This is a genomic window from Pseudoalteromonas sp. PSi26 (assembly GCF_054960575.1).
This window is the reverse complement of record NZ_JBHNYT010000008.1, coordinates 150,051-171,928: the sequence shown is the minus strand read 5'-3', so window position 1 is coordinate 171,928 and position 21,878 is coordinate 150,051. Positions and strand designations below refer to the sequence as shown.

The 21,878-nt window shown below is 39.2% G+C and carries 23 protein-coding genes; 14 read left to right on the top strand and 9 right to left on the bottom strand.

Annotated elements, in window-relative coordinates:
• The first annotated feature begins 22 nt into the window (after positions 1-22).
• The 3 genes from ACFI34_RS11025 to ACFI34_RS11015 all read left to right on the top strand — a co-directional run bounded on the left by ACFI34_RS11025 (position 23) and on the right by ACFI34_RS11015 (position 3,078).
• Entirely contained in the window at positions 23-862 is an 840-nt protein-coding gene (locus tag ACFI34_RS11025) for a DMT family transporter (RefSeq protein ID WP_462673515.1), read from the top strand.
• 74 nt (positions 863-936) lie between these two features.
• Positions 937-2,262, top strand: a complete 1,326-nt coding sequence (locus ACFI34_RS11020; RefSeq protein ID WP_462673514.1) for a glycerophosphodiester phosphodiesterase family protein — start codon at positions 937-939, stop codon at positions 2,260-2,262.
• 81 nt (positions 2,263-2,343) lie between these two features.
• Entirely contained in the window at positions 2,344-3,078 is a 735-nt protein-coding gene (locus ACFI34_RS11015) for a dienelactone hydrolase family protein (protein ID WP_462673513.1), read from the top strand.
• A gap of 20 nt (positions 3,079-3,098) precedes the next feature.
• Here ACFI34_RS11015 and ACFI34_RS11010 read toward each other — a convergent pair whose 3' ends face one another.
• Entirely contained in the window at positions 3,099-4,022 is a 924-nt protein-coding gene (locus tag ACFI34_RS11010) for a LysR family transcriptional regulator (protein WP_462673512.1), read from the bottom strand.
• 167 nt (positions 4,023-4,189) lie between these two features.
• Between ACFI34_RS11010 and ACFI34_RS11005 the strand changes: the two genes are divergently transcribed.
• From ACFI34_RS11005 to ACFI34_RS10985, 5 genes are all read left to right on the top strand, one after another.
• Positions 4,190-4,873, top strand: a complete 684-nt coding sequence (locus ACFI34_RS11005) for a type 1 glutamine amidotransferase domain-containing protein (RefSeq protein WP_462673511.1) — start codon at positions 4,190-4,192, stop codon at positions 4,871-4,873.
• A 130-nt stretch (positions 4,874-5,003) separates the two neighbouring features.
• The gene (locus tag ACFI34_RS11000; protein WP_462673510.1) at positions 5,004-5,579 is read left to right on the top strand and encodes a rhomboid family intramembrane serine protease; all 576 of its coding nucleotides are present in this window, start codon (positions 5,004-5,006) and stop codon (positions 5,577-5,579) included.
• Positions 5,580-5,620: 41 nt separating this feature from the next.
• Positions 5,621-6,463 (top strand): glutathione-dependent disulfide-bond oxidoreductase, encoded by an 843-nt coding sequence (gene yghU / locus ACFI34_RS10995; protein WP_462673509.1) that lies wholly within the window; start codon positions 5,621-5,623, stop codon positions 6,461-6,463.
• Between the two features lie 162 nt (positions 6,464-6,625).
• Complete coding sequence (locus ACFI34_RS10990) at positions 6,626-7,927, top strand: MFS transporter (protein ID WP_462673508.1); 1,302 nt, start codon at positions 6,626-6,628, stop codon at positions 7,925-7,927.
• Positions 7,928-8,090: 163 nt separating this feature from the next.
• Complete coding sequence (locus ACFI34_RS10985; RefSeq protein ID WP_462673507.1) at positions 8,091-9,467, top strand: FG-GAP repeat domain-containing protein; 1,377 nt, start codon at positions 8,091-8,093, stop codon at positions 9,465-9,467.
• Positions 9,468-9,524: 57 nt separating this feature from the next.
• On the opposite strand, the gene ACFI34_RS10980 is transcribed toward ACFI34_RS10985, so the two are convergent.
• Both ACFI34_RS10980 and ACFI34_RS10975 read right to left on the bottom strand, forming a co-directional pair.
• Positions 9,525-9,980 carry a hypothetical protein gene (locus ACFI34_RS10980; RefSeq protein WP_462673506.1) on the bottom strand — a complete coding sequence of 152 codons (456 nt, stop codon included), beginning with the start codon at positions 9,978-9,980 and terminating at the stop codon, positions 9,525-9,527.
• A 12-nt stretch (positions 9,981-9,992) separates the two neighbouring features.
• A complete protein-coding gene (locus ACFI34_RS10975; RefSeq protein WP_008132299.1) occupies positions 9,993-10,268 on the bottom strand; it encodes an EF-hand domain-containing protein in 276 nt (91 codons plus the stop codon).
• Between the two features lie 292 nt (positions 10,269-10,560).
• Between ACFI34_RS10975 and ACFI34_RS10970 the strand changes: the two genes are divergently transcribed.
• Positions 10,561-11,415 (top strand): PA4780 family RIO1-like protein kinase, encoded by an 855-nt coding sequence (locus tag ACFI34_RS10970; protein ID WP_462673505.1) that lies wholly within the window; start codon positions 10,561-10,563, stop codon positions 11,413-11,415.
• Positions 11,416-11,448: 33 nt separating this feature from the next.
• On the opposite strand, the gene ACFI34_RS10965 is transcribed toward ACFI34_RS10970, so the two are convergent.
• The 4 genes from ACFI34_RS10965 to ACFI34_RS10950 all read right to left on the bottom strand — a co-directional run bounded on the left by ACFI34_RS10965 (position 11,449) and on the right by ACFI34_RS10950 (position 16,356).
• Positions 11,449-12,120, bottom strand: a complete 672-nt coding sequence (locus ACFI34_RS10965; protein WP_006791444.1) for a response regulator — start codon at positions 12,118-12,120, stop codon at positions 11,449-11,451.
• Positions 12,121-12,194: 74 nt separating this feature from the next.
• Positions 12,195-13,637 carry an ATP-binding protein gene (locus ACFI34_RS10960; RefSeq protein WP_462673504.1) on the bottom strand — a complete coding sequence of 481 codons (1,443 nt, stop codon included), beginning with the start codon at positions 13,635-13,637 and terminating at the stop codon, positions 12,195-12,197.
• Between the two features lie 141 nt (positions 13,638-13,778).
• Positions 13,779-15,704 (bottom strand): alpha/beta hydrolase family protein, encoded by a 1,926-nt coding sequence (locus ACFI34_RS10955; protein WP_462673503.1) that lies wholly within the window; start codon positions 15,702-15,704, stop codon positions 13,779-13,781.
• 43 nt (positions 15,705-15,747) lie between these two features.
• The gene (locus ACFI34_RS10950; protein ID WP_462673502.1) at positions 15,748-16,356 is read right to left on the bottom strand and encodes a flavin reductase family protein; all 609 of its coding nucleotides are present in this window, start codon (positions 16,354-16,356) and stop codon (positions 15,748-15,750) included.
• Between the two features lie 183 nt (positions 16,357-16,539).
• On the opposite strand from ACFI34_RS10950, the gene ACFI34_RS10945 reads away from it, so the two are divergent.
• The 3 genes from ACFI34_RS10945 to ACFI34_RS10935 all read left to right on the top strand — a co-directional run bounded on the left by ACFI34_RS10945 (position 16,540) and on the right by ACFI34_RS10935 (position 18,772).
• A complete protein-coding gene (locus ACFI34_RS10945; protein WP_462673501.1) occupies positions 16,540-18,069 on the top strand; it encodes a cryptochrome/deoxyribodipyrimidine photo-lyase family protein in 1,530 nt (509 codons plus the stop codon).
• Positions 18,070-18,071: 2 nt separating this feature from the next.
• A complete protein-coding gene (locus ACFI34_RS10940) occupies positions 18,072-18,209 on the top strand; it encodes a DUF2256 domain-containing protein (protein ID WP_462673500.1) in 138 nt (45 codons plus the stop codon).
• Positions 18,210-18,334: 125 nt separating this feature from the next.
• Positions 18,335-18,772 (top strand): OsmC family protein, encoded by a 438-nt coding sequence (locus ACFI34_RS10935; RefSeq protein WP_462673499.1) that lies wholly within the window; start codon positions 18,335-18,337, stop codon positions 18,770-18,772.
• Between the two features lie 67 nt (positions 18,773-18,839).
• Here ACFI34_RS10935 and ACFI34_RS10930 read toward each other — a convergent pair whose 3' ends face one another.
• Positions 18,840-19,019 carry a 2TM domain-containing protein gene (locus ACFI34_RS10930; RefSeq protein ID WP_462673498.1) on the bottom strand — a complete coding sequence of 60 codons (180 nt, stop codon included), beginning with the start codon at positions 19,017-19,019 and terminating at the stop codon, positions 18,840-18,842.
• A gap of 219 nt (positions 19,020-19,238) precedes the next feature.
• Between ACFI34_RS10930 and ACFI34_RS10925 the strand changes: the two genes are divergently transcribed.
• Positions 19,239-20,003: an EAL domain-containing protein gene (locus ACFI34_RS10925; RefSeq protein WP_462673497.1), complete on the top strand. Its 765-nt coding sequence runs from the start codon at positions 19,239-19,241 to the stop codon at positions 20,001-20,003.
• Positions 20,004-20,049: 46 nt separating this feature from the next.
• On the opposite strand, the gene ACFI34_RS10920 is transcribed toward ACFI34_RS10925, so the two are convergent.
• The gene (locus tag ACFI34_RS10920) at positions 20,050-21,537 is read right to left on the bottom strand and encodes a dipeptidase (protein WP_462673496.1); all 1,488 of its coding nucleotides are present in this window, start codon (positions 21,535-21,537) and stop codon (positions 20,050-20,052) included.
• Between the two features lie 170 nt (positions 21,538-21,707).
• On the opposite strand from ACFI34_RS10920, the gene ACFI34_RS10915 reads away from it, so the two are divergent.
• Positions 21,708-21,878, top strand: a complete 171-nt coding sequence (locus tag ACFI34_RS10915) for a DUF2986 domain-containing protein (protein WP_462673495.1) — start codon at positions 21,708-21,710, stop codon at positions 21,876-21,878.

The window sequence follows — 21,878 nt, the reverse complement described above, 5'->3', positions numbered from 1 at the left end:
TAATTATTACAAAATGATGGTTATGGGCTATTTATTTGCAGTGACCCTGCTTTGGGCATTTTCGTTTAGTTTAATTGGCGTATATTTAGCTGGGCACGTTGATGCATGGTTTAGCGTATTAATACGTGTTGCGCTAGCTACATTGGTATTTTTACCGTTTATTAAACGCCTTCCTCCCACCCTCGCAATCAAGCTTATGTTAATAGGCGCTGTGCAACTTGGGGTTATGTACATTTTTTACTACCACTCATTTTTGTTTTTAAGCGTCCCTGAAGTATTGCTTTTTACGGTTATGACGCCGCTCTATATTACTTTATTAAACGATACCCTTAACAAACAGTTTAATCCGCAATTTTTTATTGTCGCCTTAATTGCCGTATTGGGTGCAGTAGCAATTCGTTATGAAAATCTCGACAATGACTTTTGGCTAGGGCTGTTGCTTGTACAAGGAGCCAATTTAAGTTTTGCAACCGGGCAAGTTACTTACAAACGGTTAATGCAAGGCAAGGAATTTGACGACAAGGCGGCATTTAGCTGGTTTTTTATTGGTGCGCTTATTGTTGCAGGATTATGTTACGCTTTATTTGGCAATCCAAGCAAGCTGCCAAGCACAAATACACAATGGGGTATTTTAATTTATTTAGGGGTTGTGGCTTCTGGCCTAGGTTATTTTTTATGGAATAAAGGCGCAACGCTTGTCAATGTTGGGGCGTTGGCGGTCATGAATAACTTACTCATCCCTGCCGGTATTATTGTTAATATTGTTATTTGGAATAGAGATGCCGATATTTTTAGGCTAAGTATTGGTGCAGCAATAATGCTTTTAGCGTTAGTGGTTAATCAGATAATGACGAAAAAATAAGTTCACTTTTCTGTCGTTTAATTGTCATTAAGAGTTACTAAGGTAGTGCAACTTTTATTTTTTAAGGATAAACAATGAAGCGTATTACCTTATCTGCCAGTTGCCTTCTAATTGTTGCACTTACCGGTTGTGACGATGAAGTTAAAGTAGTCGAAAAAGACGTTTTAGTAACTAACACTGAAGTTGAAATTGTAGAAGTACCCACGCCAGTCGTTGTAGAAGTGGCCCAAGGTAGCAATGTTCAACTTGGCACACGCCCTGATTATTTAATTAACGACATGGCGCCAAGCGAGTTAAAAACACAATTAGCATCATGCCAAGATGGCCCATTTTATAAGACAGACTTTTCAATTGGGCATCGCGGTGCCCCAATGCAATACCCTGAACACACTAAAGAATCTTATATTGCAGCAGCGCGAATGGGCGCAGGTATTGTAGAGTGCGATGTAACGTTTACAAACGATAAAGAACTAGTGTGTCGCCACTCACAATGTGACTTACATACCACCACTAACATTTTAGCTATCCCAGAACTTGCCGCCAAATGCAGTGTGCCATTTACCCCAGCCGATCCAAATACTGGGACTCCGGCCTCAGCAAAGTGCTGTACAAGCGATATTAGCCTGAGCGAATTTTTAACCCTTGAAGGAAAAATGGATGGTGCGAATCCTAAAGCCACCACAGTGGCAGAATACCTTGACGGCACCCCAAATTGGCGTACCGATTTATACTCAAAAACAGGAACGCTATTAACCCACAAGCAAAGTATTGAGTTATTTAAAGAGTTGGGTGTAAAAATGACCCCAGAGCTTAAGTCGCCTCAAGTTAGCATGCCTTTTGATGGTATGAGCCAAGAACAATACGCACAAAAAATGCTTGATGAGTACACGCAATTAGATGTTCCCGCAAATCATGTATACCCACAATCGTTTAATTTAGACGATGTAAAATATTGGATTAACACCAACCCTGAATTTGCAGGTCAAAGTGTTTATTTAGATGGTCGCGATAGTGAAGCTGGTTTTGACCCGAGCAATCCAGCAACATGGCAACCAAGCATGGCTGAACTGGTTGCTGACGACGTTAAAATACTTGCACCTCCCATTTGGATGATGCTTACCATCGATAACGACAACAATATTGTTCCTTCACAATACGCAATTGAAGCAAAAGCGGCAGGTTTGAAGCTCATAGCATGGAGCCTAGAGCGCTCAGGGCCGCTAAATGAAGGGGGTGGTTATTATTATCAGTCAATTGCTGATGTAATCAATAACGATGGCGATATGATGACTGTAGTAGATGTTTTAGCAAAACAAGTGGGTGTAATGGGTATATTTTCTGATTGGCCAGCCACGGTAAGCTACTACGCAAGCTGTAATAAAATGCCAGCCAGCATTTAAAAACGCATTTCAGCGGTCGTTTATTCTGCTGCGCTCAGTTACCATAAAGAAATTACCAAACCTTTTTAACTGAGCGCTTTTATGATCATCCAACAACATAATACCGACTTACCAACGCCAACAGGCCTAATGCGAACCACAGTGTATCGTCCACAAGCCGATGGGCAGTTTCCTGCCATTGTTTTTTATTCTGAGATTTTTCAGCAAACGGCTCCTATTGCTCGAAGTGCCGCACTTTTGGCAAGCCATGGTTTTGTTGTACTCGTGCCTGAAGTATTTCATGAGTTAAACCCTATCGGAACTGTACTTGCCTACGATGATGCAGGTAAAGACAAAGGCAATGCGGATAAGTGGAAAAAACCGCTTGAGCATCACGATAGCGACACACAAACATTAATCGATTTTGTAAAATCGCAGCAGTATTGCTCAGGTTCAGTGGGAGCGATGGGTGTATGTATTGGCGGACATTTAGCTTACAGAGCTGCACTTAATCCCCAAATTAAAGCAGCGTTTTGCTTATACGCAACGGATATTCACAGCAATACATTACCAGCTCAAGAAGGAAACAATTCATTTGAGCGCATGGCCGATATACAAGGTGAAATACATTTTATTTGGGGTAAACAAGACCCTCATGTACCACAAGAAGGCCGCAGTAAAATTTATCAGCAATGTGTAGCGACAGGCATTAACTACCAGTGGCAAGAGGTTAACGCGCAACATGCCTTTATGCGTGATGAAGGTGAGCGATACGACGGCGCACTGGCAATCGCAATGTACCAACAAGCCGTGGCGCTATTTAGTCGCACTTTATAAACACGTAAAAAAACGTCTTATTAAGTACTTTTCAGCATACCCAGCGCGGTATGCTGCTTTACAAAGTAGGCTTTTAAATAATCAATAAATAACCTAAGTTTTTTAGAGCCTGTGGCACCAGGCGGAAACACCCCGTAAAGCTCAATATCTTTAGTTTTGTAATCGTCTAGTATGATCTCTAGTAGCCCAGCTTGCACTTTAGGCCACGCATCATAAAGAGGAATACGACCGAGGCCATGCCCCGCTTCTACAAATGCCGTTCGAGCTGCCGCATTATTAGTACTTAAACCACCTTGCATTGCAATGTCGTATTGTTTGCCATCTTTTTGCAGTGTTAATGTTTTACTCCCTAATTGATAAACGACCCATTTGTGCGCTTTTAACTCAGCTGGCGTTTTAGGTTTACCAAAATAGTTAAAGTAATCTGACGAGCCACAAATACAGGTGCTCATTGTGGTTAGTTTTGTCGCTTGTAAGTTTGAGTCACTTAACGCAACACCTCGAATGGCAATATCAAAGCCATTTTTTATTATATCTACTACGTCGTCTGTCAGTTGTAGGTCGATGTCAATTTTTGGATATTGACGCTTAAACGTATTTATAGCGGGTACAATTAATTGCATACCTACATTCACTGGGCAACTCACTTTAAGTAAACCTTGCGGCTCGCTTTTTATATTTTCTATTTGTTGATTAGCGGCATTGGCTTGCTCAGTAATAACACGACAACGCTCGTAGTACGCTATACCGGCCTCTGTAAGTGTCATTGTGCGAGTAGAGCGGTTTAAAAGTGTAACTTCAAGCTGGGTTTCTAATTTTTTTAAGTGATAACTTGCCACAGCGCGTGTTAAACCTAGTTGCTTAGAAGCGGCAGTTAAACTTCCTTGCTCTACAATTTGTGCAAACACCACCATACTTTTTAATTGTTCGAATGAGACTTTCATGGCTGTTTCCGCCTAGTTTAAAATTCAACCCACATATTGTATCAATTATTAAACCAATAAAGTCAAATTTATCATCGTTGTTTAAAGTGGTTTAAATGCATATAGTAAATACACGAGTTTGGTGAATACCAAATACTAATTAACTCAATTATCGAAGGAATATTGTTATGGCTAAAAAAATACTTATGGTACTTACTTCACATTCGGATCTTGGTAACACAGGTGAAAAAACCGGTTTTTGGGTTGAAGAATTTGCAGCACCTTACTATGCATTTGTTGATGCAGGCGCTGAAGTAACGCTTGCGTCTCCGGCTGGCGGCCAACCGCCAATTGACCCTACAAGCACGCTTGCTGATTTTCAAACCGATGCAACTAAACGTTACGATGCAGACAGCGCAGCGCAAGCGCTAATGGCTAATACCCATGCACTAAGCGAAGTAAATTCAAGTGATTACGACGCAGTATTTTACCCTGGTGGCCACGGCCCATTATGGGATTTAGTAGATAACTCCGATTCTGTATCGCTAATTGAAAGCTTTATTAAAGAAGAAAAACCAGTTGCTGGCGTATGTCATGCAAGTGCTGTGTTTTTAAATGTCAAAGATGCAGACGGCAACGCATTTGTAGCAGGTAAAAAAGTAACCGGCTTTACTAATAGCGAAGAAGAAGCAGTACAACTGACTGACGTAGTTCCTTTTTTAGTGGAAGACGAGCTAATCAAAAAAGGCGGCGACTACCAAAAAACTGAAGATTGGGGTGTGCTTGCTTTAGAAGATGGTTTATTGATCACAGGTCAAAACCCTGCGAGTTCAGAGCTTGCTGCTAAAAAACTATTAACTAAATTAGGTTAATAGCAATTATACACTAAAGGCCAATACGGCCTTGATTAAGCACAGCATTTTAGCTGTGCTTTTTATTTGCTTTTCATTACTCAATACAATTCCTATACTAGCAACTGCTCAAGCTCATTAGGGAAAATATATGACAACCCAGTCTCTGTCATTAGTTACTACTTCACGATTTGCAATATTTAGTATTGTTGCTGTTTGCTTTGTACTTCAAGTTATTAATAGCCTCCCTGGAATAAACCTCAATGGTTTAGGTATTTATCCGCGTAGCATTCAAGGTTTAATTGGCATACTTTGCGCTCCCTTTTTACACGGTAGCTGGTGGCACTTTGCCAGTAATATGCTGCCTTTTGCAGTGCTCAGTTGGCTTATTTGTCAATACAGTGTTAAACGATTTTACACCGTGTTTTTTTTTACTGCGCTTTTAGGTGGTTTGCTTGTATGGGCATTTGGTCGCAGTAATTTTCATGTTGGTTTGAGCGGTGTAATATATGGTTTATGGGGTTTTATTCTCTGCTATGGCGTGGTTAGGCGCTCGCTAAAATCAATCGTAATCGCTGTAGTCGTTGCCATACTTTATAGCGGTTTTATTTGGGGCGTATTGCCGCAACGTTTTCATATTTCGTTTGAAAGCCACTTATTCGGAGCCTTAAGTGGATTGTTTTTGGGTTATAAATTAGCAAAAGCAGATAGACAAAAAGGTTTGTGAAAAACTATTTTAAGTAAATTAATCTAACAGTGAGGTTATTTATGAGCAATAAAAACGATTACACACCACCCAAAGTATGGACGTGGGAAAGTGAAAGTGGCGGTAAGTTTGCCAATATTAATAGGCCCATAGCTGGGGCAACTCATGACAAAACCTTACCTATTGGTGAACATTCATTTCAGCTTTACTCGCTAGCAACACCGAACGGCCAAAAAGCCGCGATTATGTTTGAAGAACTTTTAGAGCTTGGTATTAATGAGGCGCAATACGATGCTTATCTAATTAATATTGGCGAGGGGGATCAGTTTGGTTCTGACTTTGTTAATATTAATCCAAATTCAAAAATCCCTGCGTTACTTGATCACTCAACAACACCGCCAACACGTGTATTTGAGTCGGGCTCTATTTTGCAATATTTAGGTGAAAAATTTAACGCATTTATACCTAAAGGCCTTGTAGCAAAAACCGAGTGTCGTAACTGGTTATTTTGGCAAATGGGTTCTGCACCCTACTTAGGCGGCGGGTTTGGCCATTTTTATAGTTATGCGCCAAGTAAAATGCAATACCCTATTGACCGCTTTACTATGGAAACCAAACGCCAACTCGATGTACTTAACCAGCATTTAAGTAATAATGACTATATGGCTGGCGATGAATATTCAATTGCCGACATGGCTATATGGCCTTGGTATGGCTCGCTTGTTTTAGGCGACTTGTACGATGCTGCAGAGTTTTTAGACGTTGCCTCTTATACTCATGTTGTTAGATGGGCTAAACAAATTGCTGAGCGTCCCGCGGTTAAAAGAGGTCGTCGTGTTAATCGCACATGGGGCCCCGAAGAAGATCAGTTAGCCGAACGACATAGCGCAGACGACTTTAAATAAAGTGCTAGAATGCATAAAAAAAAGCCAGCTTAAATGCTGGTTTTTTATACTCAATTTTAATATGGCGTTGCTAAAGTGATCACACCACCCTAACTGAGAGTAGAATATTTAATCATATCAACCTAGTATAAATTTACTTACTTCAAAATTTGTGAAAACACCGTGGTCAAACTAACAAAAGAGCAAATTTATAAGCGCCTTAATAATGAAGAAGATGCTAAAGCCTGCAAAGAAATTGATGAATCTGCATGTAAAGAGGTACCCGGTAACTTCATTGTTCTATTACTGAGCCAACTGTTTAGTAAATTTGCAGATGCACTGCTCAACCCTAAAGTAACGCTCCCATGGTTAATGCACAGCTTAAACGTGCCTGGCAGCTTTATAGCTTGGCTTGTACCAATAAGGGAATCTGGCTCTTTACTTCCGCAGTTGGCCATTGCCGATGTGATCCGCAAACTATCTGTTCGAAAATGGGTGTGGGTGATTGGCGCTATTGCGCAAGCGATATGTATATTAGCCATGGTAGGCGTTGCTTTTGTATTAGAGGGAAAACAAGCAGGCTACGCTATTTTAGGTTTGTTAATTTTATTTAGTTTAGCGCGTGGCTTTAATTCAGTAGCAGCAAAAGATGTACTGGGAAAAGTGATTCCAAAAAAACAGCGAGGTAATATTAGTGGCTTAGCGGCAAGTATTGCAGGTTTGGCAACCCTGACCTTTGGGCTGTTGATGTGGTTTTTTTCTCAGCAGAAAGAACAAAACACAGTATTAATTGCCTTGGTATTGGGCGCAATAATGTGGATTGTGGCGTCCTTTTTTTATAGTCGCATAAATGAATACAAAGGGGCCACTGAGGGAGGAAAAAACGGTTTACTGCACGCATTTACAAAACTTAAACTCCTTTACCACGATAAGCAATTTGCCCACTTTGTTGTCACACGGGCTTTTTTGTTGTGCTCAGCTTTAAGCGCACCATTTTATATTATTTTAGCAAGTCGCCAGTCGTTTGAGTTTTCATTACTTGCAACGTTTATTGCCGTATCGGGGTTAGCTAGTTTAGTGTCGGCGCCAATTTGGGGGCGATTAAGTGACCTATCAAGCCAGCGAGTTTTAGTGCTTAGTGCCATGCTAGTCACTTTCAATGGTTTAGCGGTATTTGTTATTGCAACGTGGTTTAACCATTTATTGAGTGCATGGTGGCTACTGCCTACGCTTTACTTTTTACTTTCTGTTGCTCACCAGGGGGTTCGCCTTGGCCGCAAAACGTATTTAGTCGATATGGCACAAGGAAACAAACGTACCGATTATGTTGCGGTAAGTAATACGGTTATTGGTGTGCTTTTACTCATGTTAGGCAGTCTTGGGTTACTTGAGAGCTTTTTGTCTACCGCTGAACTTATTTTGCTCTATAGCATGCTTGGGTTTTGTGGCGCTATTAGCGCATTATTTTTACCTAAAATAGAATAAACATCGCCATAACAATTCGCACTAACACCTAAAAGCACTTACTTTATTAATCCATTTAGTATAAACATTTTATTACAATTACTTACACCCTAACGTTAGTTTTTGCCGTAGGCTTAAGAGAGTTAAATACTTGCCTACTTAAAACTACACAAAGGGACTTACCATGTTGAAACCATTTAGTGCATTACTTATATTGCTTGTGCCTAGTGTTTTATCGGCACAAACTATGTCGATTAAAACCACCGAAGAGTTAGTAACAACCGGCTCAACGACGTTATTTGCATTCAACAAAGAGCTTAAACAGCTAGAACATATTGATTTGATATCAGCACAAAGTACTCAGCTAATTTTGCCTGATAATGCCATTGGCTTTGACGTGGCAACACTGGCTAATACGAGTGGTAAACAAGCGCTTGTTGTAGCAAGCGATGGCATTTACAAAGCAGGTAAGGATACACCTTCACTGTTATTTACATACACATCAGTAATAAACCAGCTAGAAGTCACCGAGTTTGAAAAAATAAACTTTATTATTGACGCAAACAAAGATGGACTGAGTGATATTTTGCTCCCTGACTTAAACCAAACAACTCTGTATGTTCAAAACACCAACGGCCAATTTACTCCTCATACTTTTGAAAAAAAAGCGCTATTTACCGGTGATTTTTCAAAAGAAGGACTCACCCTTGAGGTTGATATTAATAACCAGCCTACTATTACCGACTTTAACCACGACGGCCTAAACGACTTAGTATTTTTAAATAAGCAAGGCGCCGATGTACTTTACGCTAATGCTAATGGTTACAATAAAACCATGACTGACGTTAATTTTAATATTGAGTTGGGAGAGCTCAGTAACGGTGAAAAACGCAAAATAAAACAGCTTATTGATATAAACAACGATGGTTATTTAGACTTTATTACCAAGCAATATAAGCCAGTGAAAGGTATGGATTCGCTCGATATTGACATAGCGCATAACCTTTATTTGGGTAATAAAACAGGGTTTAGTGAAACACCTATTAAATTGTTAAATACCAGCGGCCCTAGTCAGCTTGTATTTGAAACAGACTTTAATAACGATGGCTTAATAGACCTTCAAACAATGGACTTAGACATTGGCCTTGGCACTATTGCCTCTATGGCTATGGGCGGTGGTAAAACTGACGTAGATGTAGAAATGAATATTTATAAGCAACAAGCAGATGGCTCATTTGCCAGCAAATCAAGCATAGAAATTGATCTTGAGATGGAAATAAATATGAGTAATGGCGATGCAACCCCGCCTTTATACATAGGCGATATAAACGGCGATAACAAAACCGATGCAGTCTATAAGTACAGCAAAAAAACGCTCTATGTTTACTACGGCGATGAGAACAATTTGCTGAGCAAAAAGCGTAAAAAAATAAAATTAACCCTACCTAAAAAAAGTAAAGATATTTTGTTAGTTGATATTAACCAAGACGGTAAAAAAGACTTTGTGTTTAAATTTACCGAAGAAGATGGCACCAGTAAAATTAAAACCCGCTTAAACTAACCACCGACATTAAAAGCCCAGTATTACTGGGCTTTTAATGTCAGCTTTTGCATATATTTACGCTTTAATACTGAGTAACGAATCAGATTCAGACAAGCCAAACTTTTCTTGAACGGCCGAGAGTATAGCGCCTTTATCTTCATCATTTATTTGGCTTGAATACTGCTCGAGTAATTCATCAAGGTAACTTACTACCTCTTCTGTATTAACTTGCTCTAGTGAATTTTGTGGCGGTGGAGGCGGTCTTTGCCCTTCAGGTCGGCCAGCATCACCAATACTTTTAGCATCAAATTCAAGCTCGCTCATCAATTCTGCCAGCTCTTTAGTGGGTGAAATACCCTGCTCTTCAAACGCAGCTTGAATGCTCTTTGCATCTTCAGAGGTCAAGTTTTCGGGATCAAATTGCGCTAGCGTTTCTTTTACAAAATCACTTTGTTCTGATGTTAGCGATACAGCTTGGCTTTTTTGCTGCGGCATAAAACTAGTAGCGTTATTGTTTATTGAATTGATCATGTTAGTTTCCTTTCAACGTTCACGACGAGGTGGTTTATGTTCACTTAATTCTTGCTCGCTTATTTCCCCATTACCGTCAGCATCAATTTCATCAAAAATAGTCTGTGCGTCACCGTGAGGTGGCTTTTTAGTATTAAATTCATCAAAACTAATTGCACCATTGCCATCGGTGTCGAGAGTTGAAAAGTCTGGCTTAGGCGGTTTGTTATTACTTCCTTTTGCAGCAATATTGGCCGAAAAAACAATGCTAAGTAATACAATCATTGCCGTTGATGTTAAATGCTTCATAGTAATAACCTTATATTTAGGGCGTGTTGATACCGTAAACTTACACCTTAAAAACGCAAAAAATGTGCAAACAATAAGGAAGCATTAAATAATTTAAAAAATTGATGTGTTCTAGGGCGTTCTGGTTGCTCAATTTACAATCAGCAGATAAGCTAACGCAAGCATGTGTAAATGCGCGTAATACTGCCCTTAATTCTCAAAGCTGATATACTGCTTGAGCATATAAAACAACTAATTACAGAGCACTTTCTTAAATAATGATTAATAACCAACTCCACTTAGCAGGCAAGCTGTGAAAACACCAAAACGCTTACAACCCCTTATCGATGACGGTTTAATTGATGAAGTACTTAGCCGACTAATGAGCGGTAAAGAAGCCGATGTATTTGTAGTTCGCTGTGGTGAACACATTCGGTGTGCAAAGGTTTATAAAGATGCTGTTAAACGCAGTTTTAAAAAAGCCGCACAATACCAAGAAGGCCGAAAAGTTCGCGGTGGTCGCCAAGCTCGCGCAATGGGAAAACGCTCAAGTTACGGACGCCAGTTAGAAGAAGAGATTTGGCAAAATGCTGAGGTTGATGCTCTTTCTCGTTTAGCTAGAGCCGGTGTGCGTGTACCCGATACATATTTTTGTGTTGATGGTGTTTTACTTATGGAACTTGTGTCTGACAGCGAAGGCGATGTTGCGCCGCAGCTAGGCCATGTAAGTATGAGTAAAGAGGAAGCTATCAAACAACATACACTGATGATGCATTACATTATGCTTATGCTGTGCGCGGGTATTATTCATGGCGATTTATCAGAGTTTAACGTGCTTGTTGACGATAAAGGCCCTGTGATTATTGATTTACCGCAAGCTGTAAATGCGTCTGCTAACAATAACGCTGAAGCCATGTTTGCTCGTGACGTAAACAACATGCGTCGTTACTATAGTGAGTTTGCACCTGAGTTGTTAAATACCCAATACGCTAAAGAAATGTGGGCGCTATTTGAAGAGGCAAAACTTACACCTAATTCTATACTCACCGGTGAATTTGAAGATGACAGCGAAGAAGCTGACGTTGATTCAGTACTAGACGAGATACAAGCTGCAGCCGATGAAGAGCAAGAGCGACTAGCGCGCATTAACTTTTCAGACGAAGAATAAAACGCCAACGTTTTTGTTAATCGCTTTGTTCCCTTATTGCGGGTGTACAAAGCGATAACCTACCCCATAAACAGATTGAATCACACTCTCTGTTTTAGTTAATTCATCCAGCTTTTTACGCAATTTTTTTATGTGGCTGTCAATCGTTCTATGACTCACAATACGCTGATCGGTGTACATGGTATCCATTAAGCTATCTCGTGAATAAATTCTACTCGGGTTATTAAACAAAGGTTTAAACAACTGAAACTCAAAGTTAGTTAGCTCGATGTCGTTATCTTGGTATTTTACTTTATAGGTGGTTTCATCTAATTGCATTACCGATGTTTGTACTGCTGAAACGTTGAGACGCCTTAAAATAGCTTTTACCCGCGCAACCAACTCTGCGTAACTAAACGGCTTACAAATATAATCATCTGCGCCTAACTCAAGCCCTAGCAAGCGATCTATCTCTTCTACTTTGGCCGATACCATAATAATAGGCACATTGGAAAAACGCCTAATCGCTTTACATAATTCGATTCCGCTTTGACCTGGTAACATTACGTCTAGCAAAATAAGGCTTGGCCTATTAATTTCAAGCCATGGAAGTACGTCATTCCCATGGTGTATTTGATGAGTATTAAAATGATGATTCATTAAAAAATCACTCATTAAATTAGATAATTTTTCTTCATCTTCAACTATCAAAATGTGTTCACTCATTGGCACCTCTATTCGTAACGTAAATTCAAACCACTTAATAAAGTAGGCAATTTAAAGATTAGGTTTAAACATTGTTAAATGGTTGGCAGGCGTATAATAATAGCTAAACCACCTAGGTCCGCTTTTTCTGCGACTATCTCACCGTTATGGCCTTCAACTATATGTTTACAGATTGATAAACCAAGGCCTGAGCCACCTTCTTGGCGGTTACGCGCACCATCAACTCGATACAGGTATTCAAACAAATGCGCTAAATGTGAAGACTCTACCCCAACTCCGTTATCCTCAATACTCAGCTCAATAAATGACTGCCCTTTTTTACTTATGTTTTTAGCAGTTATTGAAATAGTCGTGCACTGAGCATAATGAACTGCATTCATTAAAATATTATCAAACAACTGCAGTAGCCGTGTTTTATCAGCCTCAACATTGGCATATTGAGCGCTATTTAATAGGTAAAGTTTGATTGTATGCTGCTCAAATATAACCTGATATTTTTGCTCGATTGTATTTAACAGTATTGTTAAATCGGTTGGCTGCATGGTGTAGTGCATCCCCCCCAATTCGGCACTATTTAGCATATGTAAATCATCTATTAGGCGCTTTAAATGCATCGCCTCATCATTGGCTGAACTAATATTTTTGGCGTTAGGCTCACGCACCCCAAGTAACATGGCTTCAAGTTCACCCAGCAAAATACTCATGGGTGTTCTTAATTCGTGAGAAATATTTGCCAGCCAACGTTTACGCACTTGCTCATCTTTAGCGAGCGTTAAGGCAAGCATGTTAAAATCTTCACTCAATTGGCCTAATTCGTCTTTTCTATCAAGAGTAAGCTTAGTGGTGAAATTACCTTGGGTCAGCTGGTGCATACCTGTTGCAATTTGTTTTACGGGGCTGACTAAATGCCGTGATAGTAAAAAAGTTAACAGCAACGTAAATAAAGCAGCAGCTATAGCAATAAACCATAAGTAGTCTGTTTGCTGTTCTAAAAAATCAAGCTCGTAGCCATCAACTAAATTATCTCTTTTTGAAACAGCTAAATAACCAATGACTATATTGTTAACAGTAATTGGCGTATTGATATAGGTGAGTTCATTGAGATAACGCCCTCTTATCGGTTGCTTATTTTTATCAAGTAACGCGTAATGAGCAATATCGTTTGGTCTGGGAGGGCCTTTCATATCAAAGCGACCGCGTTCAGGTGGTGGTGGCCTCATTGACCGGCCTCTAGGACTTGGGCGTTCTGCAAATTCAGAAAATTGGCTGCTTTGTAACTCGGCTTCAACAAGGCGTCTAAAACTTTTATTGTCACGGATGACTTCGTCCCACGAGGCACTGCTTTCATATTGCTTTGCGAGCTTTGTAACAAGCGGCTCAAGTGCTTTTATTTCTTTTGCATTCACATAATCAATAACACCTTGGCCTATGCTCCATTGTATGAGCACCACCAGCCCTGCAATAATGCTAAAGGTAAAGCTAAACAAAATTAAAAAAAGTTTATTGTGAATTTTCATGGGGAAGCGTTCACCTAAAAATTAAACCGCCATTTATAACTTGGCCATATTTAAATAAGTTTAACAACTAAACGTGCAAACAATGTGCACCTACTTAAAAAGATTGTACAAAAAAGGCGACCTAAGTCGCCTTTGTATTGTTTAGTTTTTTAAATGTTTATCAAAAAAATCTAAAAAAGCCTGCAGCGTTTTAACGCGATGTGCTTGATGCGATAAATAGTGATCGCCATCTTCTAACTCAATATAAGTAACCTCTTTATTTTCATCGTCTAATTCATCTTCCATTTCCCGGCTATGGTAAACAGGCACTACACTGTCATCACTGCCATGAACCAATAATATAGGTCGGTTGATTTGCTTTGCGTACGTTACAGGTGAGTTAGCCTCTAGCATATCGTCATCTGTACCAAACTGCTTTCTTACTATTTCTTTATTGGTAAAGTAACGCGCTTTAAAAACAAGGTGTTCTAAATCACTTACGCCTGCAAAACTGGCAGCACATTTAAATGTTTCAGGGTGCTTAACAACCGCCATTAACGCTGCATAACCACCATAACTTGCGCCACCAATACAAATTTTTTCAGGTTGTGCAATACCTTGCTCAATTAGCCAATTAGCACCATCTTGTAAATCGTCTTGCATGGCCAAACCAAAACCCTGAATTGACTCCATTAAAAACTCGTAACCATATCCGCTTGAGCCTCTAAAGTTTGGCTGTAATACAGCGTAACCATGATAAGCCAATAATGCAGTCCAATAATCAAAGTTAGCGTAATCTCGCGCCATTGGACCACCATGCGGGAATATTATAGTGGGTAATTTATCGCCCTTTTTATACCCTACAGGCAACGTTAAATAACCCTCAATGGTTAATCCATCTCGCGCTTTATAACTAATGCGCTCTTTACCGCCGTATACTGTCTCATCTATTTTTGGGTAAGCATGAGCAAGTAAAGCCAATTCATTTTTAGTTCTATCGCCAAGAAGGTACATGCCAGAGGTGCTGTCTGAGGTAAAGTAAACAATATACTTTTGCTGGTCTTCGGTGGTGCTTAAAATATCAATATCGTAGTCGTCTTTAGGAAGCGATACTCTTAAAGAACGGTGAAGTTTATCTAAATCTGCATCCCAGTAGTTTACCCCGTCCTCTATGTGAGAATCAGTAAACCCTGCAACCTCACCTGTTTTACTAGAATAAAAAATAGAACCATCAAAGTCGTATTTATCATTACTGTAAATCAACTCGCGCTCTTTGGTAGTTAGGTTAAGTCTAAACAATGCATCTCGCCCGTTGTGCAAAGCCGAGATATATAAAAGGTTAGGGTTTTTATCAAACCCTAATATAGAAATACTTTGCTCACTAAATACTTCGTAATCAAATAACGTGTCCCAGTCTCCGGTCTCAGCGTTAAGTAATTCATAAGTAAATTGGGTATCATCCATTATTTTAGCGATTCGCACATTGCCTTGTCTGTCGGCAAACCACGCTGTAACATTATTACGAGGCCTTTGTATTTGCGTTCTGCGCAATGTGGTTAGGTCTAACTCGTATACCGCTGGGGTATTAGCTATTTTAAAGTCACCCTGCACTAAAATTTTATTTTTTTGTTTAGGTAAAAAACTAACAATTTTATCGGCAAACTGTGGTTGTCTTTCGCCACGGGCTGCATTGCCCCTCATAGCCAACTTAATGCCTTTATCGTCAGTTAAGTTATAAGCATACATAAGTGTTGAAGTATATTTAGCACCACCAAATTGGTACTTTATATGGCGTGCACCAAGCAACAGCACATCATCATTCGCCCAGCTATACCAGTCAAAAAATACAGTTTGGTTGTCAGATTGTAAAACAGGGGTAATAACACCTGTTTTAAAGTTTTTTACCATTAGAATTAAAGTGCCTTTGTTGTTTCTTACAAAGGCAAGGTTTTCACCATTAGGCGAAAGCTTTACTTGGCTAAAGTCTTTTAAGCCCGCAAAGGCTTCTATTGGTAGTTTTTTATCTTGCGCGCTAAGGGTGTTAAAGCTCAGAAGAGTGATTATTGCAGCAGCAATGAATTTACGCATCAAAAATCCTTTTATTTTTATGTTTTTAAATCAGGTCCGTATTCTACAACTGAGGGCGCTTAAGAACAAATTTATCTTTTGTTGTACTAAAGTAATCACCCCCCATTTTTCCTACAGCATCTAAGCGAGCAGGGTCAATATAACCGTTTACTAATATTGCATCATCAACACAAATACCTACTACATCTAATAACATCATTTTACCGCCACTTGCCTGGTCTGAAATAGTAATGACCTCACGTAATGTGCATTCATAACGTACTTTAGAAGCTGCTACACTTGGCGGGCTCACTAACAAACTTGGCGCCTGTTGTATATTTGCTTCATCAAACTCGCTCACGTCATTTGGATAATTAGCACAGCTTTGATTCATTTGTTCAACTAAGTTATTGCTAACAATATTGACTACACACTCTTTAGTCGCCAGTAAGTTAGTTAAGGTGTCTTTGTTAGCTTGATCTCGCGGATTTACCTGAGTAACACTTAATACAGGAGGGTTACAGCTTGCTACGGTAAAAAATGAGTAAGGGGCAATGTTCGCAATTCCCTTCTCACTTAACGTGCTGATCCATGCAATAGGTCGCGGGCTTATACCACCCACTAAATATGAATACACATTGTGATTGGCATTATTAGTTAAATCTAAAAACATGTTTTTCCTTTTTATTATTAAAACTAAATCGCAATTTAAAACCTTTACGTATTAACAACTTTAACTGTTTTGTATTTCAATACTTTTATCTAGCAACCAGTACCAACTAGCTAATACGCAAGCAAAAAACACAAATAACGTGAACACTAATATACTAACTTTAAGCGATGAGTCGTAAATTAAATGCGTGAAAAAATAAACATAGTGTGGTTCAAACGCGATTTACGCTTAAGCGATCATCAGCCCTTAAAAAATGCGTTCGATACTGACATAGCGACCTTACTACTTTATAACTTTGAACCACTTCTACTTGAAGATGCTCATTACAATGAGCGGCATTGGCGCTTTGTATATCAATCTATTGTTAATTTAAATTCTCAGTTAGCGCGCTTTAATGCAAAGGTTTATATATTTAATGAAAATATGCAAACACTGCTTCAAAGGCTCAATAACCAATTTGAAATATCACGTATTTTTAGCCACCAAGAAATAGGACTAAATAATACCTTTGAACGCGATTTAGCAATTAAAGCTTGGTGCCAGCATAACCATATAAACTGGCTAGAATCGCCAACTGGCGCTGTTATTCGTGGTAAAAAAAATCGTGATAACTGGAATGAGCGCTGGCAAAAAACAATGCACTCCCCGCTTGCTATACCCAATTGGAAAAATGTTAATACCGTAAAACTTAAAGATTATGAAACTCCAGCGTTACCTAAAACCTACACGCAAGATGATGATAACTTTCAGCAAGGAGGATCGCTTCACGCAAGAGTAGTTATGCAAAGTTTTTTTGACCAGCGCGGTAAAGGCTATCAAAAAGGAATATCTAGCCCTAGCTTAAGCCGCACCCATTGCTCTAGACTATCGCCATATTTAGCATGGGGAAATATAAGCCTTAGGCAAGTCTATCAAATGGCGATAGATGCTTATCATTCAAACCATCCCGATAAAAAAGGCTGGAAGCGTCCGCTTGCTGCTTTTGTATCTCGTTTGCATTGGCATTGCCACTTTATGCAAAAATTTGAAAGTGAATGCACCATGGAATTTAACGCATTAAATCCGGGATATCACTCATTTCCATATCGTACCGATGAGTATGTAGAACGCGACATTGAGCGCTGGGCAAAGGGGCAAACAGGCATACCAATAATAGATGCATGCATGCGCTGTTTAAAAGCCACCGGCTATATTAACTTTAGAATGCGCGCTATGTTGGTGAGCTTTGTAACCCATCATTTAAATATAAGTTGGCAGCAAGCAAGTTTACCACTGGCAAATTACTTTTTAGATTTTGAACCGGGTATTCACTACCCGCAAATTCAAATGCAAGCATCGGTTACGGGCATTAATACTATTCGCCATTACAACCCGATTAAACAATCAGAAGATCAAGATCCTACCGGCGCCTTTATAAAAAAGTGGTGCCCTGAACTTGAAAAGCTCCCTATTGAATACTTACACGAGCCGTGGGAGCAAACACCAATGGAAGCGCTTTTTAACGATTTTAAACTGGGTGAAGATTACCCCGAGCCTATGCTTGATTTAGCACTCGCCTCAAAAGACGCCCGCGAACGATTATGGCAATACCGAGAGCGTCCAGACGTTAAACGTGCCATAGGCAAAATACTTAGAAAGCATGTTGCAATCACACCTAAAACAAGCAAAGTAAAAAATAAAAGCACCACTCAAAATAATACTAAGGTTAAGTAATTATGGCGCATAAAAAACTAAACCTACCTCACAAAATATGCCCAGTATGCGACAAGCCATTTTCGTGGCGTAAAAAATGGCAGCGAGATTGGGATAACGTTATTTACTGCTCAGAGCGGTGTAAACGAAATAAAAAGTGATTGCAATTTACTGGCGTCTATTTTGCAACATCATCTGAAATTAATGTTTTTTCGGTTTTATTTAAGCTTTTTGTAAATAACGCTTACCTAATCTGAAAAACTTACATTTAAACAAGGAGAAGATGATGACGATAAAAAAAACGGCAAACTCAACCTGGTCTGGCGATATTAAAACAGGCAAAGGCAGTATTTCAACGCAAAGTGGCGCACTTGATAAACAGCCGTACGGCTTTAATACCCGTTTTGAAGATGAGCCAGGCTCAAACCCTGAGGAGCTAGTAGGTGCGGCGCACAGTGCCTGTTTTAGCATGGCGCTGTCGCTTGCATTAGGTGATGCTGGTTTTATGGCCGATAAAATTGATACCAAAGCAACGGTAAGCCTTGATGAGGTAGACGATGGCTTTGCAGTGACGCATATAGCTCTTGAAGTAAACGCACGTATTAAAGATATTGCTAACGAGCAATTTCAAGCATTGTGTGAGCAAACTAAAAAAGACTGCCCTATTTCAAAGCTGCTTAATACCGAAATATCACTTAATGCAACACTCGAGAGCGTCTCATAACCGACTAATACCATGCTTAATAGTAAGCAATCTAAGCCAAGTAAGTTTTTACTTGGCTTTGTATTTATTACCCAACCCTTTTTGAAGTGGTTAAATCTAATAAATCGTTAAGTAGCGCAATCCCCATACCCAACGCAGGCCAAACTACCCATAAATTATTTGGCGATGTAATTAAATTAATTGCTGTAAAAAATACTAACACAACTAAGTAACGTTTTAGGTTTTCAAAAAATGTTGATGTATTCATATTTACTCTCCCCTTTGTGTATAGGGTTATTTTTAAGCATAAACAAAACAAATACAGCTGTTAAAAGTCACTCAATATTATGACAAGTGTCATTAATTAGGGCTTACTTATTAGTTATTTTTCACTAGTTAAAAATATAAAAACTCATACTTTAACTTGTTTGTGTTAAGATCGAACTTAAACTAACCTTAAATGCTTATATTAAACAGGCCGAACTAAATGAATGAAAAATCAACAAATTGCACAAAAGTTACCTGCAGTAACTGTGAAGATGCAAACACACTTGAGTTTGATTTTTCAATGGCGTTTCAACCTATCATAAATTGCCAAACCAACCATATTTTTGGCTACGAGGCATTAGTAAGGGGGCTAAACGGCGAATCTGCTTATTCTATTATTTCTAAGATAAACGAAAGTAACCGCTATGCGTTTGACCAGCTTTGCCGTATTAAAGCAATTGAACTTGCTGCCAAACTAGGCATTACCTCAATGCTTAGTATCAATTTTTTACCCAACGCTATTTATAAGCCTGAGCGCTGCATACGCACCACATTAGAAGCGGCAAAAAAGTATAATTTCCCAATTAAAAATATTATGTTTGAATTTACCGAGGTAGAAAAAGTAGAAGACACTGCACATATAAAACGTGTGGTTGATTATTACCAATCGCTTGGTTTTAAAACCGCGACAGATGACTTTGGCGCAGGTTACTCTGGCTTAAATCTACTTGCTGACTTTCAAACAGATATCATTAAGCTAGATATGGCACTTATACGAGATATAAACAGCGATAAAAAACGCCAATTAATAGTAACCCACTGCCTAAATATGTTTAAAGATTTAAATATTACAGCACTGGCTGAAGGTATAGAAACAGTAGAAGAATACGTGTGGCTTAAACACGCGGGGGTTGAGTTAATGCAAGGCTACTTATTTGCAAAGCCCAGTTTTGAAAATCTCCCCAAAGTTAATTTTGAAAAATAGGTGCTAATTAATACCAACACCTATTTTATGAGTATTTAAATTTAGCTTACATATTACCCAGCTCAATCATCATTGCGGTATACATGCGTAAATTAAGCTCTAATTGCTCAAGTGTAATAAATTCATGCTCAGAGTGTCCTGTATAACGTTTACCAGGCATTGAAGGTCCAAACGAGACTGCATTATCAAATAGTTTTGCGTTAGTGCCTCCACCAATTGATACAAAATCGGCTTTTTCGTCGCCGGTGAAGTGCTTAAATATATCAAGTAGCTTTTGCGCATGCGGCGCACTGTCTAAAAGCATAGGGTTACCTATTACCGTCTCTATACTCTCGAGTGTAACGTTATTTTTAGCCTGCCACTGATTAACGGCCGTCTCTATTTGCTGCCTTAAAACATCTTCGTTTTTACCAACAGGGCGACGAGCATTAATGGCTAACGTTAGTTTATTCCCGCTGCGCTCAATGACGGTTGGAGAAACTGTCATTGGGCCCATAAAATCATGCTTATAGGCAATATCACCAAACTGCTTACCGTGAAGGTCTAATCCAATAAGTTGGTTTACAAACTTAATGAGTTGACCATCGCTGTTGTTTTCAAGCGCTATTCCATTAAATAGTTCAGCTAAATGTGCAATGGCATTCACGCCAGATTCGGGCTCAGAAGAATGGGCAGACATGCCTTTTACATTAATGGCAATGGCATTATTTTGTTCAGTAAAGTTAAATTCAACTTCATTTAGTTGCTTGGCTTTTGTTTTTAGTTGGTTAAATAGCGCATTGTTTGCATTATGCAGTACTAAACTTGCATCTTCTGGTATTTGGCTTTTGAAAGCACCACCAGCAAGGTCGCTTACATACACTGCTTTTTGATCTGATATGGCATTAAATGTAGGAGAAATTAAGCTCCACCCTTTTTCAGCAACCACTACCGGGTATGATGCATCAATCGTTACGGCATACTTTGGTTGCTCATAGGTTTTCATAAACTCGGTCAATGGGCCCCAATCAGACTCTTCAGCTAAATAAATCATCAGCTCTATGCGGTTATCAAGCTCTATGCCTTTGTCTTTAATCGCTTTCATTGCATAAAGCGCTGTGGCTATTGCCCCTTTATCGTCTTCGGTACCACGGCCAACTAACTTGCCTGGCTCTGAGGTATCAATAATAAAGGGGTTTTGCTTCCACTTACTCGCATTAGCTGGCTGCACATCACCGTGTGTTACCACTGTTACCTTGTCTGTTTGTTTACCCATGCCAATAAGCACGGTGTAGCCAAGGTCTTGGTAGTCGAACCCAAGCTCTGCAGCTTTCATTTTTAATACCGATTTAAAGTTAATAAAATCTGAGTTTTGTGGTGCGGGTATTGAATCTTTATTTACTGTAGGAAAAGCAACTAAGTTAGTTAGCGTGTGTATTTGTGCATTTTGGTAGGTATTTACAGCGTAATCGGCAACATTATCAATATTTTTATGTAACTGTGCGTGCGCGCTAAACGCGAACAAAAGAGCACTGGCAAAAGCTAACTTTTTCAAAACTTATTCCATTTAATTAATAACTAAGGGCTTTAATTATAGCGCTCACACAGCATTACAAATAGCGCTTTGCGGTAACTTAACAAACTATTAAGTGTAAATATTTATATGGCAGCTTTAATTTGGATAGCGGTATAATAAGCGGCTTAAAATAATTGGGGTAAATCAGTGTGAATCGTCGTAAAAAAATAGTCACAAAGTTTCAAAAGAAAGACAAACGCGCTAACGCTAAATTACACAAAAGTAATAAGCCCGCGTATATATCAAAAGCAGAGCGCGAGAAGCTAGAACAACAAGCAGAACAATCAACCCAAATTGAACTAAACCAAGAGCAGCCGTAA

Excerpts from the sequence above, each read along its gene's own strand:
- ACFI34_RS10965 (WP_006791444.1), bottom strand. The coding sequence starts at position 12,120 with ATGAGTGAACACATTTTGATAGTTGAAGATGAAGAAAAATTATCTAAT.
- ACFI34_RS10945 (WP_462673501.1), top strand. The coding sequence starts at position 16,540 with ATGCGTGAAAAAATAAACATAGTGTGGTTCAAACGCGATTTACGCTTA.
- ACFI34_RS11015 (WP_462673513.1), top strand. The coding sequence starts at position 2,344 with ATGATCATCCAACAACATAATACCGACTTACCAACGCCAACAGGCCTA.
- ACFI34_RS10955 (WP_462673503.1), bottom strand. The coding sequence starts at position 15,704 with ATGCGTAAATTCATTGCTGCTGCAATAATCACTCTTCTGAGCTTTAAC.
- ACFI34_RS10985 (WP_462673507.1), top strand. The coding sequence starts at position 8,091 with ATGTTGAAACCATTTAGTGCATTACTTATATTGCTTGTGCCTAGTGTT.
- ACFI34_RS10925 (WP_462673497.1), top strand. The coding sequence starts at position 19,239 with ATGAATGAAAAATCAACAAATTGCACAAAAGTTACCTGCAGTAACTGT.
- ACFI34_RS10940 (WP_462673500.1), top strand. The coding sequence starts at position 18,072 with ATGGCGCATAAAAAACTAAACCTACCTCACAAAATATGCCCAGTATGC.
- ACFI34_RS10935 (WP_462673499.1), top strand. The coding sequence starts at position 18,335 with ATGACGATAAAAAAAACGGCAAACTCAACCTGGTCTGGCGATATTAAA.
- ACFI34_RS10950 (WP_462673502.1), bottom strand. The coding sequence starts at position 16,356 with ATGTTTTTAGATTTAACTAATAATGCCAATCACAATGTGTATTCATAT.
- ACFI34_RS10980 (WP_462673506.1), bottom strand. The coding sequence starts at position 9,980 with ATGATCAATTCAATAAACAATAACGCTACTAGTTTTATGCCGCAGCAA.
- ACFI34_RS11000 (WP_462673510.1), top strand. The coding sequence starts at position 5,004 with ATGACAACCCAGTCTCTGTCATTAGTTACTACTTCACGATTTGCAATA.
- ACFI34_RS11020 (WP_462673514.1), top strand. The coding sequence starts at position 937 with ATGAAGCGTATTACCTTATCTGCCAGTTGCCTTCTAATTGTTGCACTT.
- ACFI34_RS11025 (WP_462673515.1), top strand. The coding sequence starts at position 23 with ATGGGCTATTTATTTGCAGTGACCCTGCTTTGGGCATTTTCGTTTAGT.
- ACFI34_RS11005 (WP_462673511.1), top strand. The coding sequence starts at position 4,190 with ATGGCTAAAAAAATACTTATGGTACTTACTTCACATTCGGATCTTGGT.
- yghU (WP_462673509.1), top strand. The coding sequence starts at position 5,621 with ATGAGCAATAAAAACGATTACACACCACCCAAAGTATGGACGTGGGAA.
- ACFI34_RS10960 (WP_462673504.1), bottom strand. The coding sequence starts at position 13,637 with ATGAAAATTCACAATAAACTTTTTTTAATTTTGTTTAGCTTTACCTTT.
- ACFI34_RS11010 (WP_462673512.1), bottom strand. The coding sequence starts at position 4,022 with ATGAAAGTCTCATTCGAACAATTAAAAAGTATGGTGGTGTTTGCACAA.
- ACFI34_RS10975 (WP_008132299.1), bottom strand. The coding sequence starts at position 10,268 with ATGAAGCATTTAACATCAACGGCAATGATTGTATTACTTAGCATTGTT.
- ACFI34_RS10930 (WP_462673498.1), bottom strand. The coding sequence starts at position 19,019 with ATGAATACATCAACATTTTTTGAAAACCTAAAACGTTACTTAGTTGTG.